16 protein-coding genes and 4 tRNA genes are annotated in these 18,060 nt (G+C 53.8%); 5 read left to right on the plus strand and 15 right to left on the minus strand.

Annotated features, from left to right (window positions below):
* Positions 1-68: 68 nt before the first annotated feature.
* Genes yigB through HVZ52_RS22445 form a run of 5 tightly spaced genes read right to left on the minus strand, consistent with a single transcriptional unit; the run spans position 69 to position 3,464 of the window.
* Positions 69-785 carry a 5-amino-6-(5-phospho-D-ribitylamino)uracil phosphatase YigB gene (gene yigB / locus HVZ52_RS22425; RefSeq protein WP_016155129.1) on the minus strand — a complete coding sequence of 239 codons (717 nt, stop codon included), beginning with the start codon at positions 783-785 and terminating at the stop codon, positions 69-71.
* Positions 785-1,687 carry a tyrosine recombinase XerC gene (xerC, locus tag HVZ52_RS22430; RefSeq protein ID WP_046274891.1) on the minus strand — a complete coding sequence of 301 codons (903 nt, stop codon included), beginning with the start codon at positions 1,685-1,687 and terminating at the stop codon, positions 785-787. Before xerC ends, yigB begins: the two co-directional genes overlap by 1 nt.
* On the minus strand, positions 1,684-2,391 hold the full coding sequence (locus tag HVZ52_RS22435) for a DUF484 domain-containing protein (RefSeq protein WP_032932189.1): 708 nt from the start codon (positions 2,389-2,391) through the stop codon (positions 1,684-1,686). Before HVZ52_RS22435 ends, xerC begins: the two co-directional genes overlap by 4 nt.
* Positions 2,388-3,212, minus strand: coding sequence for a diaminopimelate epimerase (dapF, locus tag HVZ52_RS22440; protein ID WP_016155126.1), 825 nt, complete (start codon positions 3,210-3,212; stop codon positions 2,388-2,390). Before dapF ends, HVZ52_RS22435 begins: the two co-directional genes overlap by 4 nt.
* A gap of 48 nt (positions 3,213-3,260) precedes the next feature.
* The gene (locus tag HVZ52_RS22445) at positions 3,261-3,464 is read right to left on the minus strand and encodes a lipoprotein (RefSeq protein ID WP_003017937.1); all 204 of its coding nucleotides are present in this window, start codon (positions 3,462-3,464) and stop codon (positions 3,261-3,263) included.
* Between the two features lie 138 nt (positions 3,465-3,602).
* On the opposite strand from HVZ52_RS22445, the gene cyaY reads away from it, so the two are divergent.
* Complete coding sequence (cyaY, locus tag HVZ52_RS22450) at positions 3,603-3,923, plus strand: iron donor protein CyaY (RefSeq protein ID WP_003828967.1); 321 nt, start codon at positions 3,603-3,605, stop codon at positions 3,921-3,923.
* Between the two features lie 40 nt (positions 3,924-3,963).
* Here cyaY and cyaA read toward each other — a convergent pair whose 3' ends face one another.
* The gene (gene cyaA / locus HVZ52_RS22455) at positions 3,964-6,510 is read right to left on the minus strand and encodes a class I adenylate cyclase (protein WP_019078435.1); all 2,547 of its coding nucleotides are present in this window, start codon (positions 6,508-6,510) and stop codon (positions 3,964-3,966) included.
* Between the two features lie 395 nt (positions 6,511-6,905).
* Between cyaA and hemC the strand changes: the two genes are divergently transcribed.
* From hemC to hemY, 4 genes are read left to right on the plus strand one after another with little or no spacing between them, the layout of a single operon-like run.
* Positions 6,906-7,847, plus strand: coding sequence for a hydroxymethylbilane synthase (hemC, locus tag HVZ52_RS22460; protein WP_016157846.1), 942 nt, complete (start codon positions 6,906-6,908; stop codon positions 7,845-7,847).
* Complete coding sequence (gene hemD, locus HVZ52_RS22465) at positions 7,844-8,584, plus strand: uroporphyrinogen-III synthase (protein ID WP_075849027.1); 741 nt, start codon at positions 7,844-7,846, stop codon at positions 8,582-8,584. The genes hemC and hemD overlap by 4 nt, the downstream gene beginning before the upstream one ends.
* Positions 8,585-8,605: 21 nt before the next feature.
* Complete coding sequence (hemX, locus tag HVZ52_RS22470) at positions 8,606-9,781, plus strand: uroporphyrinogen-III C-methyltransferase (protein ID WP_080860387.1); 1,176 nt, start codon at positions 8,606-8,608, stop codon at positions 9,779-9,781.
* 2 nt (positions 9,782-9,783) lie between these two features.
* A complete protein-coding gene (gene hemY, locus HVZ52_RS22475; protein WP_181599313.1) occupies positions 9,784-10,983 on the plus strand; it encodes a protoheme IX biogenesis protein HemY in 1,200 nt (399 codons plus the stop codon).
* A gap of 459 nt (positions 10,984-11,442) precedes the next feature.
* Here hemY and HVZ52_RS22480 read toward each other — a convergent pair.
* The 9 genes from HVZ52_RS22480 to wzxE all read right to left on the minus strand — a co-directional run bounded on the left by HVZ52_RS22480 (position 11,443) and on the right by wzxE (position 18,060).
* A tRNA-Pro gene (locus tag HVZ52_RS22480) sits at positions 11,443-11,519 on the minus strand.
* A gap of 41 nt (positions 11,520-11,560) precedes the next feature.
* Positions 11,561-11,646 (minus strand) — tRNA-Leu (locus HVZ52_RS22485).
* 20 nt (positions 11,647-11,666) lie between these two features.
* Positions 11,667-11,742: transfer RNA gene (locus tag HVZ52_RS22490), tRNA-His, on the minus strand.
* A gap of 56 nt (positions 11,743-11,798) precedes the next feature.
* Positions 11,799-11,875: transfer RNA gene (locus HVZ52_RS22495), tRNA-Arg, on the minus strand.
* A gap of 102 nt (positions 11,876-11,977) precedes the next feature.
* Positions 11,978-13,363, minus strand: coding sequence for an amino acid permease (locus HVZ52_RS22500; protein WP_137352353.1), 1,386 nt, complete (start codon positions 13,361-13,363; stop codon positions 11,978-11,980).
* Positions 13,364-13,641: 278 nt separating this feature from the next.
* Entirely contained in the window at positions 13,642-14,382 is a 741-nt protein-coding gene (gene wecG / locus HVZ52_RS22505) for a lipopolysaccharide N-acetylmannosaminouronosyltransferase (protein ID WP_181598709.1), read from the minus strand.
* A complete protein-coding gene (gene wzyE / locus HVZ52_RS22510) occupies positions 14,382-15,737 on the minus strand; it encodes an ECA oligosaccharide polymerase (RefSeq protein WP_016155117.1) in 1,356 nt (451 codons plus the stop codon). Before wzyE ends, wecG begins: the two co-directional genes overlap by 1 nt.
* Positions 15,734-16,813 carry a TDP-N-acetylfucosamine:lipid II N-acetylfucosaminyltransferase gene (locus HVZ52_RS22515; RefSeq protein ID WP_181598710.1) on the minus strand — a complete coding sequence of 360 codons (1,080 nt, stop codon included), beginning with the start codon at positions 16,811-16,813 and terminating at the stop codon, positions 15,734-15,736. The genes wzyE and HVZ52_RS22515 overlap by 4 nt, the downstream gene beginning before the upstream one ends.
* Positions 16,810-18,060 carry a lipid III flippase WzxE gene (gene wzxE, locus HVZ52_RS22520; RefSeq protein ID WP_019078442.1) on the minus strand — a complete coding sequence of 417 codons (1,251 nt, stop codon included), beginning with the start codon at positions 18,058-18,060 and terminating at the stop codon, positions 16,810-16,812. The genes HVZ52_RS22515 and wzxE overlap by 4 nt, the downstream gene beginning before the upstream one ends.

Raw genomic sequence — 18,060 nt, forward strand, 5'->3', positions numbered from 1 at the left:
AGGTAAGGCGGATAAGCGTAGCGCCATCCGCCAAAAAGCTGGGTATATATACAGAGTTCTGCTGGTGATTATATCAGCGAGGTCAGAGATGCCAACTGTGAAATTTCGATATGCGGCAGCAAACGGCTGTCTGCGGTTTGCATCAGGTCGGCATTTTCCGGTTTGATCCAGCAGGCCTGCATACCGCAACGGATGGCCCCCGCCACGTCTGTCGTCAGGTCATCGCCCACATGCAGAATCTCAGCCACAGGCATTTTCAGTTTATCCGCCGCCAGCGCATACATGTCGCTGAACGGTTTTGATCGCCCGTCGGGACCGGCGCGCAGCACAAACTCAAAGTAATCGCCCAGGCCGAACAGTTCTGGCTGTGCGTTACCGTTGGTGATCGCCACCAGCGGCCATTTGCGGGCCAGCGCCTTCAGCGTGTCATGCGTCGCCTGCGGGACGTCAATGCGGCTACGCCATTTGGCGAAATTCATCATCGCCGCATTTGCCCCCATTCTGGCTTCTGCTTCTGACAATCCCGCCTCCAGCATAGCGCGCTCTACGGCGCGGTGACGCCATTGGGTAACGTCGTGGTAGATTTCCGGCTCAGCGTCGCGAACGGCCTGACGTAAGCGCTGTAGGTCGCTATTTTGCAACGAATTCAACGCCGGATGGTAATTCTGTACAAACGCGAGCGCTTCCTGCTCGGTGCGTGTGATAACGGGACGGTTATCGTAAAGGGTGTCATCAAGGTCAAAGGTGAGCGCAGAAATGCGCCCCAAAGGCCGGTAAAAACGCATTATTTCCCCCGTTTGGCGCGTGGATGCGCCGCATCGTACACTGAAGCCAGGTGTTGAAAATCAAGATGGGTATAGATTTGGGTAGTGGAGAGATTAGCATGCCCCAATAACTCCTGTACCCCGCGCAGATCGCCGCTCGACTCCAGCATATGCGTCGCAAAAGAGTGGCGCAATTTGTGGGGATGTACGTGGCTGTTCAGCCCCTGTTTGATCCCCCATTCCGCAAAGCGTTTTTGCACATTACGCGCAGAAATGCGTTTGCCCAGTTTTGACAGGAATAACGCATCGTCATCGCTGCCAAATAGCCCCCGCAGGTCCAGCCAGTGCTCAATCCACGCCACTGCATTGCGGCCAATTGGCAGGCGACGTTCTTTACTGCCCTTCCCCATCACCCATACTTCGCCGGTGTCGAGATCGAGATGTTTAATATCCAGCCCAACCAGTTCAGACAAACGCAGCCCTGCGCCGTACATCACTTCTAACATTGCCCGGTCGCGCACGGCGAGGGGATCGTTGAGGTCGATATCCAGCAGACGATTAACGTCGTCGACATCGATATTTTTAGGTAGATGACGCGGTGCTTTCGGCGCGGAAACACTTTTTGCGGGATTGGCTTTCAGCTCGCCCTGATTAACCAGCCAGTCAAAGAAACTGCGCAATGCGGAGAGACGCAGCGCCAGGCTCGCTGGCCCCAGCCCTTTACGACGGCTGCGCACGGCAAAACTGCGTACCATCGAAGCGTCACATTGTTGCCAGCTTTGCAGACCGGTCTCTCCGGCTAACGCAATGATGGCATCAAGCTGACGCTGATAATTCAGCAATGTGATCGGGCTAAGCTGGCGCTCAACGCCCAGATAGCGTAAAAAGCGCGCCACATCCTGAGAAAGGGGTGAATCGGTCATACGCGTTCAATCCAGCGCTCCAGCAGCTCCGGCAACATCAGCGAGATTTCCTGCAGTAATTGCGTACCTTGCCCCTGCTGGTAATGATTAACGTCGCGACTGCTGAACAGCATCACGCCCAGGGATCCATCTTGCCCCAACATCGACATCGCCACCGAGCCTACCGCTTTCGCCTCGGGCATCATGACCAGAAGTTCCGGGCCATTGAGCGGTCCAAGATAGTGCAGTGACTGGCCCAGACGCTGAATACGCAGCGGTTCAAAAGCCTGACGGCTTAATGCCAGATGAGTGAATTTTGATGGCGCACCAAGTCGCCAGCGATCCGGGAACAGACGAACCGTCGCCCCAGCCAGCCCTAACTCACGCGCCCAGCGATGAAATCGCATCAGCATGTCGTCAAGACTGCTGGCCGATACCAGCCGTGCTTGCAGATTTAACAGTCGATAGAACAGGCTTTCATTGGCGTTGGCTTGTTCCATCAACAACGCCATATTCTCTTCCAGCACGTTGATATGATTACGTGCCCGCGCCATATGCCATTCCACTAAAGAGACCGTACCCCGCACCGGGTGCGGAACACGCATCGCTTCAACTGCCTGGGCATTACGGATAAAAAACTCAGGATTACGTTGCAGGTAATCGACGACCGCCCGGTCGTCCAGCTCCATGAGCGTTTCCTGTAGTTCTTCCCCTGGTTGCTTCATAAGTGAATAAATCCGTCGTAGACATGTGCCGCCGGGCCAGTCATATACAGCGGATGACCCGGACCTTTCCAGGCGATATCAAGTCGACCGCCCGGTAATTCCACCCTCACTTCTTCTGCCAGCAGGCCCTGCTGGATACCAACCGCAACAGCGGCGCACGCACCGCTGCCGCAGGCCTGCGTTTCACCCGCGCCGCGCTCATAGACGCGCAGCCGGATGTGCTCGCGCTTTACCACCTGCATAAATCCGATATTGGCGCGTTCAGGAAAGCGTTCGTGACTTTCCAGAACCGGCCCCAACGTTTCTACCGTGGCCGTATCAACATCATCAACCTGAATTACGCAGTGCGGGTTCCCCATTGAAACCACGCCGCACAATACTGTCTGTTCAGCCACGCGCATAATATAGGTCTTCTCTGCTTTGTTGGCGCGAAACGGAACCTGCGCGGGTTCAAAATTGGGTTCACCCATATTCACCCGTACCAGCTCGTCGTCGGTTACGGTTAATACCATACGACCATTAGCGGTACTGACGCGAATATCACGCTTATTGGTCAGCCCTTTCAGGCGAACAAAGCGGGCAAAACAGCGGGCGCCATTGCCACACTGTGACACTTCACTACCGTCGGCATTAAAAATACGGTAGTGGAAATCCAGCTCCGGATCATACGGAGGTTCAACCACCAGCAGTTGATCAAATCCAACGCCGAGATGCCTGTCGGACAAGCGGCGGATCAGCTCTGGTGAGAAAAAGACATTCTGCGTTACCGCGTCGACGACCATAAAATCGTTGCCAAGGCCATGCATTTTAGAGAATTGCATCATTCACTCCGTTCACGCGGGTACAGAAATATACATCTATTCCTGCCGTCAGTAATTCACCTGAGAAGGCCCGTCACTAATCCCACGATCGTTTTTCTCTGGCGTGGTGGATTGTGATTGCGGCTGAACGCTCTTGGTCGGAGGCGGCGCGGTTTTATCTGCTGGCGGGAAATAGAGCGGGCCTTTTAGCCCACAGCCCGTCAGGCTGAACAGAGTAAAAATGACAGCGAGTGGCTTTAACACGTTTTTCATTATCGATTGCCTGTAAAGTTCATGCTTTCTGTTTTCTATCATCGCAGGAGAAGGCGTAAAAGCAAGAGTTAGCCTGTAATCTGCAACGCGTTTTGTTTCAGGTTATACTGCCGTCATCACGAAAAACAGGATAAGAAAATGAACGACAGTGAATTTCATCGCCTTGCTGACACCCTGTGGATGACCATTGAAGAGCGTCTGGATGACTGGGACGGCGACAGCGATATCGATTGTGAGATCAACGGCGGCGTGCTGACCATCAGCTTCGAAAACGGCAGCAAAATTATTATTAACCGTCAGGAGCCGCTGCATCAGGTGTGGCTGGCAACCAAACAGGGCGGCTACCACTTTGACCTGAAAGGCGACGAGTGGATCTGCGATCGTAGCGGCGAAACGTTCTGGGATCTGCTAGAACAGGCGGCGACACAGCAGGCGGGTGAAGAGGTGAGCTTCCGTTAAGTTTTATTGCCGGATACGCTTCGCTTATCCGGCATCATGCTCACGAGAAATACTGCTGCAACAGCGGAGTGTCGTTTTCCTGACTGACGGGCGGCACGGCGCTAATCGGCTGGGTACGGAACGGGATCACCTGCGCGCGCCCGTCGGTTTTCACAATCTGATAGAACTGCGGCAGGTTAAAGTTGATGAAGCTGGAGCCGTAGGTAAAGCGATCGTGCGACGACGAGTAGAAACGGCTGACATCGCGTACCAACTCCTCTTTGCTACCTTCGCAGTGGTGATACACCTCAGCCCGATTACTCTCATCCAGAATGTAGATATTAAAGCCCTGCTCATCACCCGTTTCTTCGAAAAAGAACTGAATGATCCCTTCGCTGGCAAAACCGTCAACCACTGACGGGAGTTTCACATGATTGGTCTCAACCTGAACGGAAAGCCCGTGCAGTTTGTTATGTGAAATCGCGCCATAAAATTCAATCGCGTTTTCCAGCTTCTGTACCGAGACGTTCAGGCGCTCGAAGAACAGACCCCACGTCTGACCGGAAACGCGCAGCGCTTTGAAGCGTCCGGTTTCCTGACGGGTGCTGGAGAGGCGCAACTCGATGCACTCAGACACCAGTTGCTGCACGCGGGTGCGAATTAAACCGCGCAGATGCTGGCTATAGCAGAAAACCTCGACGCTATCCGGCGGCGCGGCATCCTGGTGCATTTTGCCCAGAATCGTTTTTAACGCTTCAATCATCGCCTGCTCACCGTTGAAGTGCAGCGTACGCACTTCATTCCACGAGTTGCGGTACAGCAGGTCGACGCTACCCACCAGGCAATTTTGTTCTTCGCCAAAGCTGAAGACGTCCAGCTTACGGAAATCAAAATGTACCACCTGATTGCGAAATGCTGCCGTCGGGTCATATTCAAGGTTAACAATAATCGCCAGGTGGCGAATCTCGCACGGGCTATAGAGCGCTTTCGGCGTTGGCGCTGGCAGTCGCAGCGGGAAGTGATGCGACACGTCGGCGACCATTTCTTGCAGCTTCGGCAAATCAACAATGCCGTTGCCCTTAATAAATAAATGCGTACGCGAGGTCAGCAGGCCGTTGAACCAGGCCCACGCCACCAGTTTATTGAGGTAGCGGTTATATTCCAGCGGCTGATGGCTGATGATCGAGTCCATGTTAGGCGCGCGGTTATAGAGATACCAACCCGAACGGTTGGCACGGCCCGGCGGCACATGGATAAAGGTCAGATTCGGTTCCGAGAGATCCGGAGATATCTGCGGGTTCACCAGCGTTACTTTACCTGGTAATGCTTCAAACGCGGCATACAACTTACGGGTCAGCACGCCGATATCCTGCGGGCTGGCGCTCACGCTGAGGTTATTTCGGCGGGCAAAACGGATCAGGTTACGATAGCTCTGCATCATCGCATCGAGCAGTTCGTTATGCGCTTCGCGTACCTGGTCAATCTTCCAGTTAGCGCGGTTATCCAGCATGGTCAGACGGGCGTCATCCCAGCCCCACTCTTTCACTAACTGACTTAATACTTCACGACGCCAGCCCACGCAGGCGCGCTCGCGGCTCAGTTTCTCACACACTTTTAAGTAGAAACATCGACGCACTAAATCCAGACGAGTCGGGTCTTCGATCGCCGTGAGGTACTCGGTAACGCGCTCCAGCATCATGCAGTAAGGGTCGAGACCAAAAGAGACGATCTCGCCATCGTGCAGGCGCTGTTTAATATCTTTCGCCAACAGGCGTGGATTGGGGTATTCCCAGGAATAAGCTTCCAGCAGCAGCGTTTTCAATACCGCTTTGTACGGGGAGTCGATACTCTTGTACAGCTGCCAGAGGCTGGCGCCAAAGTACTCTTCGGCGGAGAGCGAACTGAGTCCGCCGAGATCCAGCCATTCGTTTGGCGTTAACACCCCCTGTGCGTAAAGCGTCATGACGTAATCGTCGTAATGCTCTTCTTCGTCGCCCGGCACCATATTCCACAGAATACGTTTACCCGCGAGACGCACAGCGGTGCGATAGAATTCATCAAGCAACAGGATATGCTGCGTCGAGCCACAGTCTTCACCACCCAAACTGCCGCTTTCATTGTGGCGGAAACGGTTTTCATCAATCAGGAAGAAGCTGACTTCCACGCCCAGCGAGGCGGCCCAGCTTTCCAGCAGGCTACATTTACGCTGCAGCAGTTGGCGCTCTTCGCTATCCAGCCAGGATTGATGGCAGACCCAAATATCAAGGTCAGAGGAACAGCTTTGCCCTACCGAAGAGGTGCTGCCCATTGAGTAAACGCCGGTGATAGGCAGTTCGCCCTTGGGAGGATCCTGCGGTGACATACCGCGGTACAGTTCCAGTTCGTTCAGGTAGTGGCGTTGGGTTTCATCAGGCGTGTAAAGGCATATGCCTTTGGGAACGTTACCATCAAGGTAACCCGGCATCAGCGGATGGTGGTAGTGCAATAATGTCGGCAGCAGACTGTATACCTGCTGGAAGGCAGGTCCCATGGCAGCAAGCGCGCGATCCACACGCAGTTGATTTATGGCATCCAGTCTCTGTTTCAGAGTCTCAATATAGAGGTACAAGACGTATCGCCTGATGTTGCTATCCGTCATGTTGTCGATTGCTGCGGCACAAGCGCTCACAATAATCGTCATCAATTCGGATAAACCGTATGTCAAAAATAACCGTTACCTGTTTTTTCGCCCATATTTTTTTATGCTGTACAGCCGAAAAAATGGTCTAAAACGTGATCAATTTAACACCTTGCTCATTGACCGTAAAGAAAGATGCGCTACATACAAGTGTAGCACCGTTCGTTACGTGTAAATTCCTTCATACGGTCGGGAGGTTTCTCGTCATTATTCACTGCCAGTGATGATGCAGCGCCTTTTCCTCTCACTCACGTTTGAGCGTAACGCTGACATCCCTTTGATAAGGATGTTAGGATGGTCAAAGATTGATAATGACGGTAACAAGCATGTTAGACAATGTTTTGAGAATTGCCACACGCCAAAGCCCCCTTGCGCTCTGGCAGGCACATTATGTCAAAGACGCCTTAATGGCAAACCACCCCGGTCTGATCGTGGAACTGGTTCCGATGGTAACCCGTGGCGATGTGATCCTTGATACCCCGCTGGCGAAAGTCGGGGGGAAAGGGTTGTTTGTTAAAGAGCTGGAAGTCGCGCTGCTGGAAAAACGCGCCGATATCGCCGTGCATTCCATGAAGGATGTGCCGGTTGAATTCCCTGACGGTCTTGGACTGGTCACCATTTGCGAGCGAGAGGATCCGCGTGATGCTTTCGTCTCAAATAAGTACAACACGCTGGATGAACTCCCGGCAGGCAGTATCGTCGGGACATCCAGTTTGCGTCGCCAGTGCCAGTTGGCAAAGCGTCGCCCGGATCTCGTCATCCGTTCACTGCGCGGTAACGTAGGTACGCGTCTGAGCAAACTGGATAACGGCGATTATGACGCCATTATTCTGGCGGTCGCCGGATTAAAACGTTTAGGTCTTGAGTCGCGAGTCCGCACCGCTCTGCCGCCGGAAGTCTCCCTACCCGCTGTCGGGCAAGGCGCAGTTGGCATAGAATGTCGACTGGATGATATGCGCACTCAGGCGCTGTTAGCGCCGCTCAACCATGAAGAGACGGCGCTGCGCGTCAAAGCCGAACGCGCCATGAATACCCGCCTGGAAGGGGGATGTCAGGTCCCTATCGGCAGTTATGCAGAACTCATTAACGGTGAGATTTGGCTGCGGGCGCTGGTCGGCGCGCCTGACGGTTCGCAGATGGTATGCGGAGAACGTCGCGGCGCCGCGCAGGAAGCTGAACAGATGGGCATCTCTCTGGCTGAAGAGCTGCTGGAGAACGGCGCGCGCACCATTCTGGCTGAAGTTTACAACGGAGAAGCCCCCGCATGAGTATTCTGGTCACCCGCCCGTCTCCCGCAGGGGAAGAGTTAGTGAGCCGTCTGCGCACACTGGGGCAGGTGGCCTGGAGCTTTCCGCTCATCGAGTTTTCGCCCGGTCGGGAGTTGGCAACGCTTGCTTCCCGGCTGTCGGCGCTAACGGAAAACGATCTGGTCTTCGCCCTCTCGCAGCACGCCGTCACCTTTGCAGATGCCGAGCTTCAGCAACTGGGGAAAAGCTGGCCCTCCCTTCCGCGTTATTTTGCCATTGGTCGCACAACGGCGCTGGCGCTGCATACCGTTAGCGGTTTCAATATTCACTACCCTCTGGATCGGGAAATTAGCGAAGTCTTGCTACAATTACCTGAATTACAAAATATTGCGGGAAAACGCGCGCTTATATTACGCGGCAATGGTGGCCGTGAGCTGATAGGTGAAACCCTGACAGCACGCGGAGCTGATGTCGATTTTTGTGAATGTTATCAACGCAGTGCAAAATATTACGATGGTGCAGAAGAAGCGATGCGCTGGCAATCTCGTGGTGTGACCACGGTGGTTGTCACCAGCGGAGAGATGCTACAACAGCTCTGGTCGCTCATTCCGCAGTGGTATCGTGAGCACTGGTTACTACGCTGTCGGCTGCTGGTCGTCAGTGAGCGTCTGGCGCACCTCGCCCGGGAACTGGGCTGGCAAGATATTAAGGTCGCTGATAACGCCGACAACGATGCGCTACTACGCGCATTACAATAACTCTCATAATGGGATGCCATAATGACGGAACAAGAAAAATCCTCCGCCGTGGTTGAAGAGACCAGGGAGGCCGTGGAAACCACGTCACAGCCAGTCAATACTGAAAAAAAGAGTAAGAACAGCACGGCGCTGATTCTGAGCGCAGTGGCGATTGCTATTGCGCTGGCTGCAGGCGTTGGGCTGTACGGTTGGGGGAAACAGCAGGCAACAACGCAGACAGCAACCAGCGATGCGCTGGCGAACCAGCTTACGGCGTTGCAAAAAGCGCAAGAAAGCCAAAAAGCTGAGCTGGAAGGCATTATTAAACAGCAGGCAACGCAGCTGGATGAAGCCGCTCGCCAGCAGGCCGCGCTGGTCAAACAGCTTGACGAAGTCCAGCAAAAAGTCGCCACTATCTCCGGCAGCGATGCCGGGACATGGCTGCTGGCGCAGGCTGATTTTCTGGTGAAACTGGCCGGTCGCAAATTATGGAGCGATCAGGACGTTACTACCGCCGCGGCGCTGCTGAAAAGCGCTGACGCCAGCCTGGCGGATATGAATGACCCAAGCCTGATTACCGCCCGTCGCGCGATTACCGACGATATCGCGAGCCTCTCTGCGGTGACTCAGGTCGACTATGACGGCATTATCCTGAAAGTGAATCAGCTCTCTAACCAGATTGATAACCTGCGTCTGGCCGACAACGACACCGACGATTCGCCGATGGATTCCGACAGCAGCGAGCTTTCCAGCTCGATCAGCGAATGGCGCGTCAATCTGCAAAAAAGCTGGCAGAACTTTATGGACAGCTTTATCACCGTTCGCCGTCGCGATGAAACCGCCGTCCCGCTGCTGGCACCGAACCAGGACGTTTACTTACGTGAAAATATCCGTTCTCGCCTGTTAGTGGCCGCACAGGCCGTGCCGCGTCATCAGGAGGAAACATATCGCCAGGCGCTGGAAAACGTCTCCACCTGGGTGCGCGCCTACTACGACACCGACGATGCAGCCACCAAAGCTTTCCTTGAAGAGGTAGACCAACTGAGCCAACAAAGCATCAGCATGGACGTACCGGAAACGCTGCAGAGCCAGGCGCTTCTCGACAAGCTCATGCAGACCCGCGTACGTAATTTACTGGCACAGCCTGCCACAGCGCCGGTTGCAGCAACTCCTGCGCCTTCAGCTGAAACTCCGGCAACTGCGCCGCAAGGAGAATAATGATGCTAAAAGTATTATTGCTCTTTGTGCTGTTGATCGCCGGGATCGTTGTCGGTCCAATGATTGCCGGTCATCAGGGCTACGTACTGATCCAGACGGATAATTACAATATCGAAACCAGCGTGACGGGTCTGGTGATCATTCTGATCGTCGCAATGGTCGTCCTGTTTGCGATTGAATGGCTGCTGCGCCGAATTTTCCGCACTGGCGCGCATACCCGCGGATGGTTTGTCGGTCGGAAGCGTCGTCGCGCCCGTAAGCAGACCGAGCAGGCGCTGCTCAAGCTGGCAGAAGGCGATTATCAGCAGGTTGAAAAGCTGATGTCGAAAAACGCCGATCATGCAGAACAGCCGGTAGTGAATTACCTGCTGGCGGCAGAAGCTGCTCAACAGCGCGGTGACGAAGCTCGTGCCAACCAACACCTTGAGCGTGCTGCCGAACTGGCCGGAAATGATACGATCCCGGTAGAAATCACTCGCGTTCGCCTGCAGCTGGCACGTAATGAAAATCACGCCGCACGCCACAGCGTAGATAAACTGCTGGAAGTGACGCCACGTCATCCGGAAGTGCTGCGTCTGGCTGAACAGGCCTACATTCGTACCGGTGCATGGAGTTCGTTACTGGATATCATTCCATCCATGGCAAAAGCGCACGTGGGTGATGACGAGCACCGCGCGATGCTGGAACAGCAGGCATGGGTTGGTCTGATGGATCAGGTTCGCGCCGATCAGGGCAGCGAGGGTCTACGTGCATGGTGGAAAAACCAGAACCGTAAAACCCGTCACCAGGTTGCCCTGCAGGTGGCAATGGCTGAACATCTGATTGAGTGTGACGATCACGATACGGCACAGCAGGTCATCATTGATGGTCTTAAACGCCAGTATGACGACCGCCTGGTGCTGCCGATCCCGCGTCTGAAAACCAGCAACCCGGAACAGATAGAGAAAGTGTTGCGCCAGCAGATTAAAGCCGTCGGCGATCGCCCATTACTGTGGAGCACGCTGGGCCAGTCGCTAATGAAGCACGGCGAATGGCAGGAAGCCACGTTCGCCTTCCGTGCCGCTCTCAAACAGCGTCCAGATGCCTATGACTACGCCTGGATTGCTGACGCGCTGGACAGACTGCATCAGCCGGAAGAAGCCGCCACCATGCGTCGTGATGGCCTGATGTTGACGCTGCAGAACAACAATCCCCCGCAGTAATTCCCTCTTGCCCGGTGACGTTTCGCTTACCGGGCCTACCGTTATTTCATATACACCAAATCATTCGAGATGCTTCGAGGCGACTTGAAGGATGAGGTGTATATGCATAAAAAAACGCCCGCTCTTTTGGAGCAGGCGTTAAACAGGTCTGTATGACAACATAAATGGGTGCTTCACTCAACGTTATGTCCATGGTGTTTGATGAGGCCAGAGCGACATCTGTCTGTGGACGATAAGCACCGTAAACGGCTCTGCATCATTCCTGAGTTTATGAGGCCAGATGGCGAACATAAGAGATGGAATGAGCATCTACCCGTATATTATTGCACAAGGCATGCCACGATTGCACTGCAAAAACAATGGAACCGGACTTTTTAAGAAATCAGGAAATTCGGGGAAATAAAGGCTGAGAAGGGAAAATCAGAAAACAAAAAACCCCGCCGAAGCGGGGTTCAAAATTGGTCGGCGAGAGAGGATTCGAACCTCCGACCCACTGGTCCCAAACCAGTTGCGCTACCAAGCTGCGCTACTCGCCGTTTTACTGCTTTTTGAATTTTTAGTTCAATTCTTTAAGTCGTGGTGCGAGGGGGGGGACTCGAACCCCCACATCCTAAGGACACTAACACCTGAAGCTAGCGCGTCTACCAATTCCGCCACCTTCGCATTTCACAACTTTAAATTAATGGGGTGGCTAATGGGATTCGAACCCACGACAACTGGAATCACAATCCAGGGCTCTACCAACTGAGCTATAGCCACCACTGCAAATCTTTTACGCGGTATTAAAACCACCGCAGCTCCGGCACCTTACTAAATGGTGCGCCCGACAGGATTCGAACCTGAGACCTCTGCCTCCGGAGGGCAGCGCTCTATCCAGCTGAGCTACGGGCGCTTAGCGCCGTTGCGGGGCTGGATATTACGGAGGTCTCGGTCTGCTGTCTAGTGCTTTTTTAAAATAAATTATCGTTTGGTCATGGTTTGTGCGTTTTGTCGCTTATTCCTGCAATTTTTGGGCTGTGCCATGACGATTCAAGCCAAAAACCTTATAAATGAGCGTCACGGCCAGTAAGAAGATAATGCCAACAAACAGCGACATTCGGGTATCTTCATTAAAGTACATGCCGATTAATACGCAAATCAGGAACGCCATCGTCAAATAGTTCGCCCACGGGAACAGAATTGAGCGAAAGGGATGACTGGCGATCGCCGCTTTATGCGCCTGACGGAAACGTATCTGGCTTATCAGGATCACAAACCACGGCACCATCCCCGGCAGCACGCTGGCGCTATAGACATAAACGAACACACGCTGCGGGTTGGGAATGATGTAGTTCAGGCACGAACCAACCAGCAGGATCGCGATAGAAATAGCCACGCCGGCAACCGGCACGCCCTGGCGCGAAACTTTTCCAGCAGCGGCAGGTAGCTGGCGATTCTTTGCCAGCGCGTAAAGCATACGCCCACAACTGTACATCCCACTGTTACAGCCCGACAGCGCCGCCGTCAGGACCACAAAGTTAATAATCCCTGCCGCGGCGGTAATACCAATCTTGGCAAAGGTGAGAACAAACGGGCTACCGTTACTGCCAATCTCATTCCACGGGAAAATAGTGACGATAACAAAAATCGCACCGACGTAGAAAATCAGAATACGCCACAGCACTTTCCCTACTGCACTACGCAGCGTGACCTGCGGATTCTTCGCTTCACCCGCAGTAATGCCGATCAGCTCCACGCCCTGGTAAGAAGCCACGACAATACACAATGCCGTCAGGAAGCCCTTCCAACCACCAGCAAAGAAGCCGCCGTGCTCGGTCAGGTTGCCAAAGCCGATCGCCTGACCGCCATTGCCAAAACCGAAGAAAATCACCCCTAATCCAATGACGATCATCACAATGATGGTGGTCACTTTAATCATGGCAAACCAGAACTCAATTTCACCATACAGGCGAACCGCGGCGAGATTTGCCAACGCAACCAGTCCGACAGCAATCAGTGCGGGTATCCATTGTGCCATTTCCGGGAACCAGAACTGGACGTACACCCCGATGGCGGTAATCTCTGATATCCCCACCGCCATCCACATAAACCAGTATGACCAGGCGGTGAGATAACCAAAGAAGGGGCTCATGTAACGATGGGCGTAAACAGCAAATGAACCGGCAACCGGCTCGAGGAATAACATCTCCCCCATAGAACGCATAATGAAAAAGACGAACAGCCCGGCGACGATGTATGCCAGCAGAACCGAAGGTCCCGCCCATTTCAGGGTACTAGCGGCCCCCATAAATAGCCCGACGCCAATTGTCCCCCCAAGGGCAATTAATTCGATGTGACGAGCCTCCAGCCCACGCTGTAGCTCAGGTTTGTTCTCGGCCATAAATCCTCTTGTTGTGTTTGCATACTGTCCGGTATTACCGGTTCTCGTTATGGGTACATCTTGTTATGCCATAACAGGCCATACGGCACCGACCGCTTAACGGTTGGCGTCAAAAACATCACGGCACTGCAATGATTGTTGCGAATGGTTTCCTAAAATCGCTTAAATGGCAATTAAAGCATTCAAAAAATAAATAGATTGTGCGAGAAAGCAGCGATTATGTTGTGAATAAGTAGCGTAATTAGCAGATCACGCTACTTATCAGAGGAGAGAGGGCGTCAGAGGTTGCCGGTATAGTGCCAGCGGAGATAGCGTAATAAGCGAAGTTGACGAGTGATACGGCTTGGCTGCGACAATAAGCGATACAGCCACTCCAGCCCCAGAGTCTGCCAGATTCGCGGCGCACGCTTAACGTGACCGGTAAAGACGTCGTAGGTCCCACCGACGCCCATATACAGCGCTTCAGGGTGAGTCTTCCGGCAGTCACGCATAAAGATCTCTTGTTTCGGCGAGCCCATCGCCACCGTCACAATCTGCGCACCGCTGGCGTGGATACGTTCAAACAATGCCTGCCGCTGGTCCGGGGTAAAATAACCGTCCTGACTGCCTACAATGTTCACGCGCCACTGGGCACGCAGTTTGGCTTCCGTTTGCGCCAGAACTTCAGGCTTGCCACCAATCAGGAAAACAGGCGTTCCTTCCTGCCCAGCTCGCGCCATAAGCGCTTCCCAAAGATCAGCCCCTGCCACGCGTGAAACCTGCGCCTGCGGGAATTTTTTGCGCACTGAGCGCACCACACTAATCCCATCCGCATATTTGAAGTCAGCGGCGTTGATCAGATCCCGCACTTCAGGGTTATCTTCTGCCGTCAGCATCTTCTCAGCGTTGATTGCCACCAGCGTTCCTGACCTGAGATGTCCCTCGGCAAACAGGTAATTTAGCGCATGCTGCATATCGCGCCAGCCAATCAATTGTAGCCCGCGCAGCGAGTAGAGTGGCGCAGTTGTGTTATCTGTCATTACGATCCTTCAATCTGTGTCCGGGGCAGCGATTTGATTCGTTTATGGATGAGTCCCGCACTATCGAATAGCCAAAACAGCAGTTTTGCCACCAGCAGACACACGCCGAAAATCACGAGGAAAAAGACCACTCGCGAGACAAACGAATCCAGCCCTTCACGTGCCAACACGATCATATTGAAAATAGCGCCAAAACAGAAACTGTGCAGAATCGCCGCCTTGTAGCGATTGGTTTCGCGGTTGCCTAACTCATACAGCCAGTCAAACCATTTGATGATAAGTCCAACGACAATCGCGCCTAACGGGATAAACAGTGCCCCGCCCATCACCACCAGTGAACCAATTAACGTCGGCGAAATCGCCAGACCTGAGTGGTTGTTCAACACTTCCCAGGTAAAGTAGTTCGCTGAGTTGAGGACAATACTCGGCCGCCCAGGCCAAAGCCAGGAAGGGATAAAGACGTAGAAGTCACGGACAATCGGCGCCAGCCCCTGAAACTCAATATTGTGGTAATTTTGCAGCAACAGCGCCAGATTCTCCCACGGCGAGAAGGTGTCCCGCGTGAGGTACAGGAAAGTATAAAACGCCTCGTCGCCGCTAACGTTCATCCCATAACGCTTCAGCGCCAGCCAGAACATCCCGACGATACCCAGCACGCCCGCGGCGGCCAGCATCCACAGCGAAATCCAGCCGCGAATGATGCCGATAAACAAGAAGATGGCAAACGCAATGATGATATTGGCGCGCGTCCCGCCAACAATCATATAGGTCAGCAAACCAAACGCGACGGTACTCACCAGGAAGAATAACCACGCTTTGCTGTCCTGACGCAGGAAATAGACCACCAGCATTGCCGGAATGAAGAAGTAGAAGAAACGCTTCAGAGCGACGCCAGAGACTTCACTGGAAAAAATTTGGCTGTAGGATTGCAGTCTGAACAGCAGGAATCCGTTGTGCATAAAGAAGACGCCCACGCTCACCAATGCAATCGCCATCAGGATAACCCAGGTCAAATGCGCTTCAACGCGATTGATGGTAAATAGCGGCCTGCGTGGCTTATCCTCGACTCGCTTGCGAAGGCGTGTTTTATACGTCACGTAGTAGACGGCATAGAAACAGGCGGCTGACAGCAAGGCCTGCAGCAGGATCTCCGGCGGAGCAACTGCCACATCAAAACGGAACACCAGTATGCTGGTCAACGGGAACCCGAAGAAGAACGTCAGCAAAAACAGCAGTGAGAAGAAAACATTGAAGTTAAAACGCACGCGGCGGAATTCAAACCAGGTCAGCGTGGCGATAAACAAGGTGGAGAGCAGCCATACCACCAGCAGACCGCTAAATTGCATCAGGCTCATACGGTTTCTCCTGAAGCAATACGCAACGCGTTGTGCCACGGCTGCAGATAATTCGGGCTAAAGAAGGTGATTGAATTTTTATCTACCGATGCCAACTGGCGCTGCGCTTCGCGTACGACGCCTTCATTGAGCTCATCAGTGGTAAATAACACCGGGAGATTCTGTTCCACCATATCCTGCCAGAAGGGATTTTCACGGTTGAGCACGCACGGGATACCGGCCTGAATCAGTAAACACAGGGTACCGATCCCCTGCTGACGGGCAAAAATAAAGTAACCCAAATCACACTGACGTAATAATGTCAGATAGGCATCAAATTCCAGCTTTTCACTTAAAATTTGCAGATTCTCAGCGCTAAACAATGCCAGGCCGGCCTGACGAACCTCGTCGATATAAGCCGCATTATTGGCGGGGTACCCCATCGGTACAATCACATTCACCGTGTCGCCGAACTGCTGATGGACGGCGCGTAGCGCGGCAATATGCTCATTGCTGCGATCGCCAGAGTTGCCAACCAGCACCGTCATCTTGCCGCTGCGCTGACACGCGTTGCTCATATTATTGAGCGAGGGATCCATCCGCGTTGGGAAATAGAGCAACTCGCCACGCACGCGCGGATGCTGTTCGGCGAAATAGCTCAAATCACCCCGCGTGGCAAATACGCAGCCCACGCGGTTCTGCGCCATACGGCGAATGGGGTAAAACAGGCGAAATTTCAGTCCACTGGAGACTTCATATAAATCCGCGCCCCAGATATGCCAGTAAAACTGCTCCGGTTTAATTCCCCCGCTCAGCAGCGCTAACCACAGGCTGGTGTTGAACTGACCGTGGAAGAAAAAACGCTGTTGGCGATCCGCTTTTGCTTTCGCGATAACCGCTTCAGCCAGCGCCTTTTTCCCACCATAGAAGCTTAGCGATAACGCCGGGCAGTTCTCTCTGAATCCGGCATCCTGACCTGCAACCATAAACGTGCGCGCGTGCTCGCTCATCGCGGCCAGCGAGTCGTTGAAAAACCGCAGCACGGTTTGGTTATGGTGAGGGATATCCGATCCCAGAACGTGAATCAGTACAGTCATACCCGCCTACGCCAGAGTAAAAACACGCCACAACAAAGAGAGAAATAGACAATGTACGTTGCCATGTAAGCCTGTGCCGCGCCCAGCGCACCATGTGCAGGGATCAGCCAATGTGCAAACGCCGTCAATAACATGAACTGGCTAATTTCTGCCAAGATATAAAACCGCAGCGACGCTTTCGCGATCACCAGATAACCGAAAACATAGGCGCCGACTTTCAGCACATCACCGACCAGTTGCCAGGCGAACAGGTCGCGCATGGCGGTGAATTTAGCGGAGAAAAGCAGCCAGATAGCAAAATCGCGCAGTAGCCAGACGGTAAAGCTTGCGGCAGCAACCGCCGGCAGCACGAATTTCAACGACTTGATCACTTCGCGTGTGATGTCGCGCTTTTCAGTCAAACGCGACAACGTCGGCAGCAAGTAAACGCTGAATGAGGCGGTGATGAATTGCAGATAAGCATCGGAGATACTGCTCACCCCCTGCCAGATCCCCACATCATCCCAGCTGTACTGCGCCGCCAACAGGTTTCGCATCATCACGTATGCCACTGGCAGCGTTACGGAGGTAATCAGCGCCATCAGCGTAAACTTGCTTAACTGCCCTGCCAGACCGTTATCCCACGAGGGTTTCAGGTAATGCAGGGGGATAGTCCCACGCTTAATCAGCATTATAGCGGCAGGGATAACGACCAGCGCAGGTACCAGCGCCAGGCCCAGCAAGGCGCCTTCATACCCTCCCAGGCGATAACAGCCATAATAAGCCGCTACACCCACCAGGCTCCCCACAATCAACGACAGCGCGTTACCCGCCGCATCGCGGAAGCCCTTCATCAGCGCCAGCAGCAGGTTCGCCCAGGCAATGCCCATCTGCACCAGCGCAACCAGTCGAACCAGCCCCTGATAATGAGTATGACCAAATAATCCCTGACTGATAGGTGCGGCCGCCAGCAAAAAAATCACCGCCATCAGCGTAGAGAATCCCAGCACCATCGCGGAAGATGTACCGACCACCTTACGGAGCCGGGCCGGATCGTCATGATGCTGCGCAACGTATTTCGTGACGCCATTGAAAATGCCGGCCCCCGCCAACACGCCAAGCACGGTGACCATCTGGCGGAAGTTACCCGCCTGCCCCACGCCTGCCGGGCCAAACGACACCGCCAGCAACTTCACAACCAGCAAACCTGCGCCAATTTTTACCAGCGTACTGGCCGCCGTCCATAAGGACGCTTTTGCAAGCGACAT

The sequence above is a fragment of the Citrobacter sp. RHB36-C18 genome, from assembly GCF_013814485.1.
GTDB classification, from domain to species: Bacteria; Pseudomonadota; Gammaproteobacteria; order Enterobacterales; family Enterobacteriaceae; genus Citrobacter; species Citrobacter braakii.

Coding starts and splice junctions, on each gene's coding strand:
- wecG (WP_181598709.1), bottom strand. CDS start 14,382: ATGACAGATAACACAACTGCGCCACTCTACTCGCTGCGCGGGCTACAA.
- HVZ52_RS22445 (WP_003017937.1), bottom strand. CDS start 3,464: ATGAAAAACGTGTTAAAGCCACTCGCTGTCATTTTTACTCTGTTCAGC.
- hemD (WP_075849027.1), top strand. CDS start 7,844: ATGAGTATTCTGGTCACCCGCCCGTCTCCCGCAGGGGAAGAGTTAGTG.
- wzxE (WP_019078442.1), bottom strand. CDS start 18,060: ATGTCGCTTGCAAAAGCGTCCTTATGGACGGCGGCCAGTACGCTGGTA.
- cyaY (WP_003828967.1), top strand. CDS start 3,603: ATGAACGACAGTGAATTTCATCGCCTTGCTGACACCCTGTGGATGACC.
- hemC (WP_016157846.1), top strand. CDS start 6,906: ATGTTAGACAATGTTTTGAGAATTGCCACACGCCAAAGCCCCCTTGCG.
- yigB (WP_016155129.1), bottom strand. CDS start 785: ATGCGTTTTTACCGGCCTTTGGGGCGCATTTCTGCGCTCACCTTTGAC.
- HVZ52_RS22435 (WP_032932189.1), bottom strand. CDS start 2,391: ATGAAGCAACCAGGGGAAGAACTACAGGAAACGCTCATGGAGCTGGAC.
- hemX (WP_080860387.1), top strand. CDS start 8,606: ATGACGGAACAAGAAAAATCCTCCGCCGTGGTTGAAGAGACCAGGGAG.
- dapF (WP_016155126.1), bottom strand. CDS start 3,212: ATGCAATTCTCTAAAATGCATGGCCTTGGCAACGATTTTATGGTCGTC.
- HVZ52_RS22515 (WP_181598710.1), bottom strand. CDS start 16,813: ATGACTGTACTGATTCACGTTCTGGGATCGGATATCCCTCACCATAAC.
- xerC (WP_046274891.1), bottom strand. CDS start 1,687: ATGACCGATTCACCCCTTTCTCAGGATGTGGCGCGCTTTTTACGCTAT.
- wzyE (WP_016155117.1), bottom strand. CDS start 15,737: ATGAGCCTGATGCAATTTAGCGGTCTGCTGGTGGTATGGCTGCTCTCC.
- hemY (WP_181599313.1), top strand. CDS start 9,784: ATGCTAAAAGTATTATTGCTCTTTGTGCTGTTGATCGCCGGGATCGTT.
- HVZ52_RS22500 (WP_137352353.1), bottom strand. CDS start 13,363: ATGGCCGAGAACAAACCTGAGCTACAGCGTGGGCTGGAGGCTCGTCAC.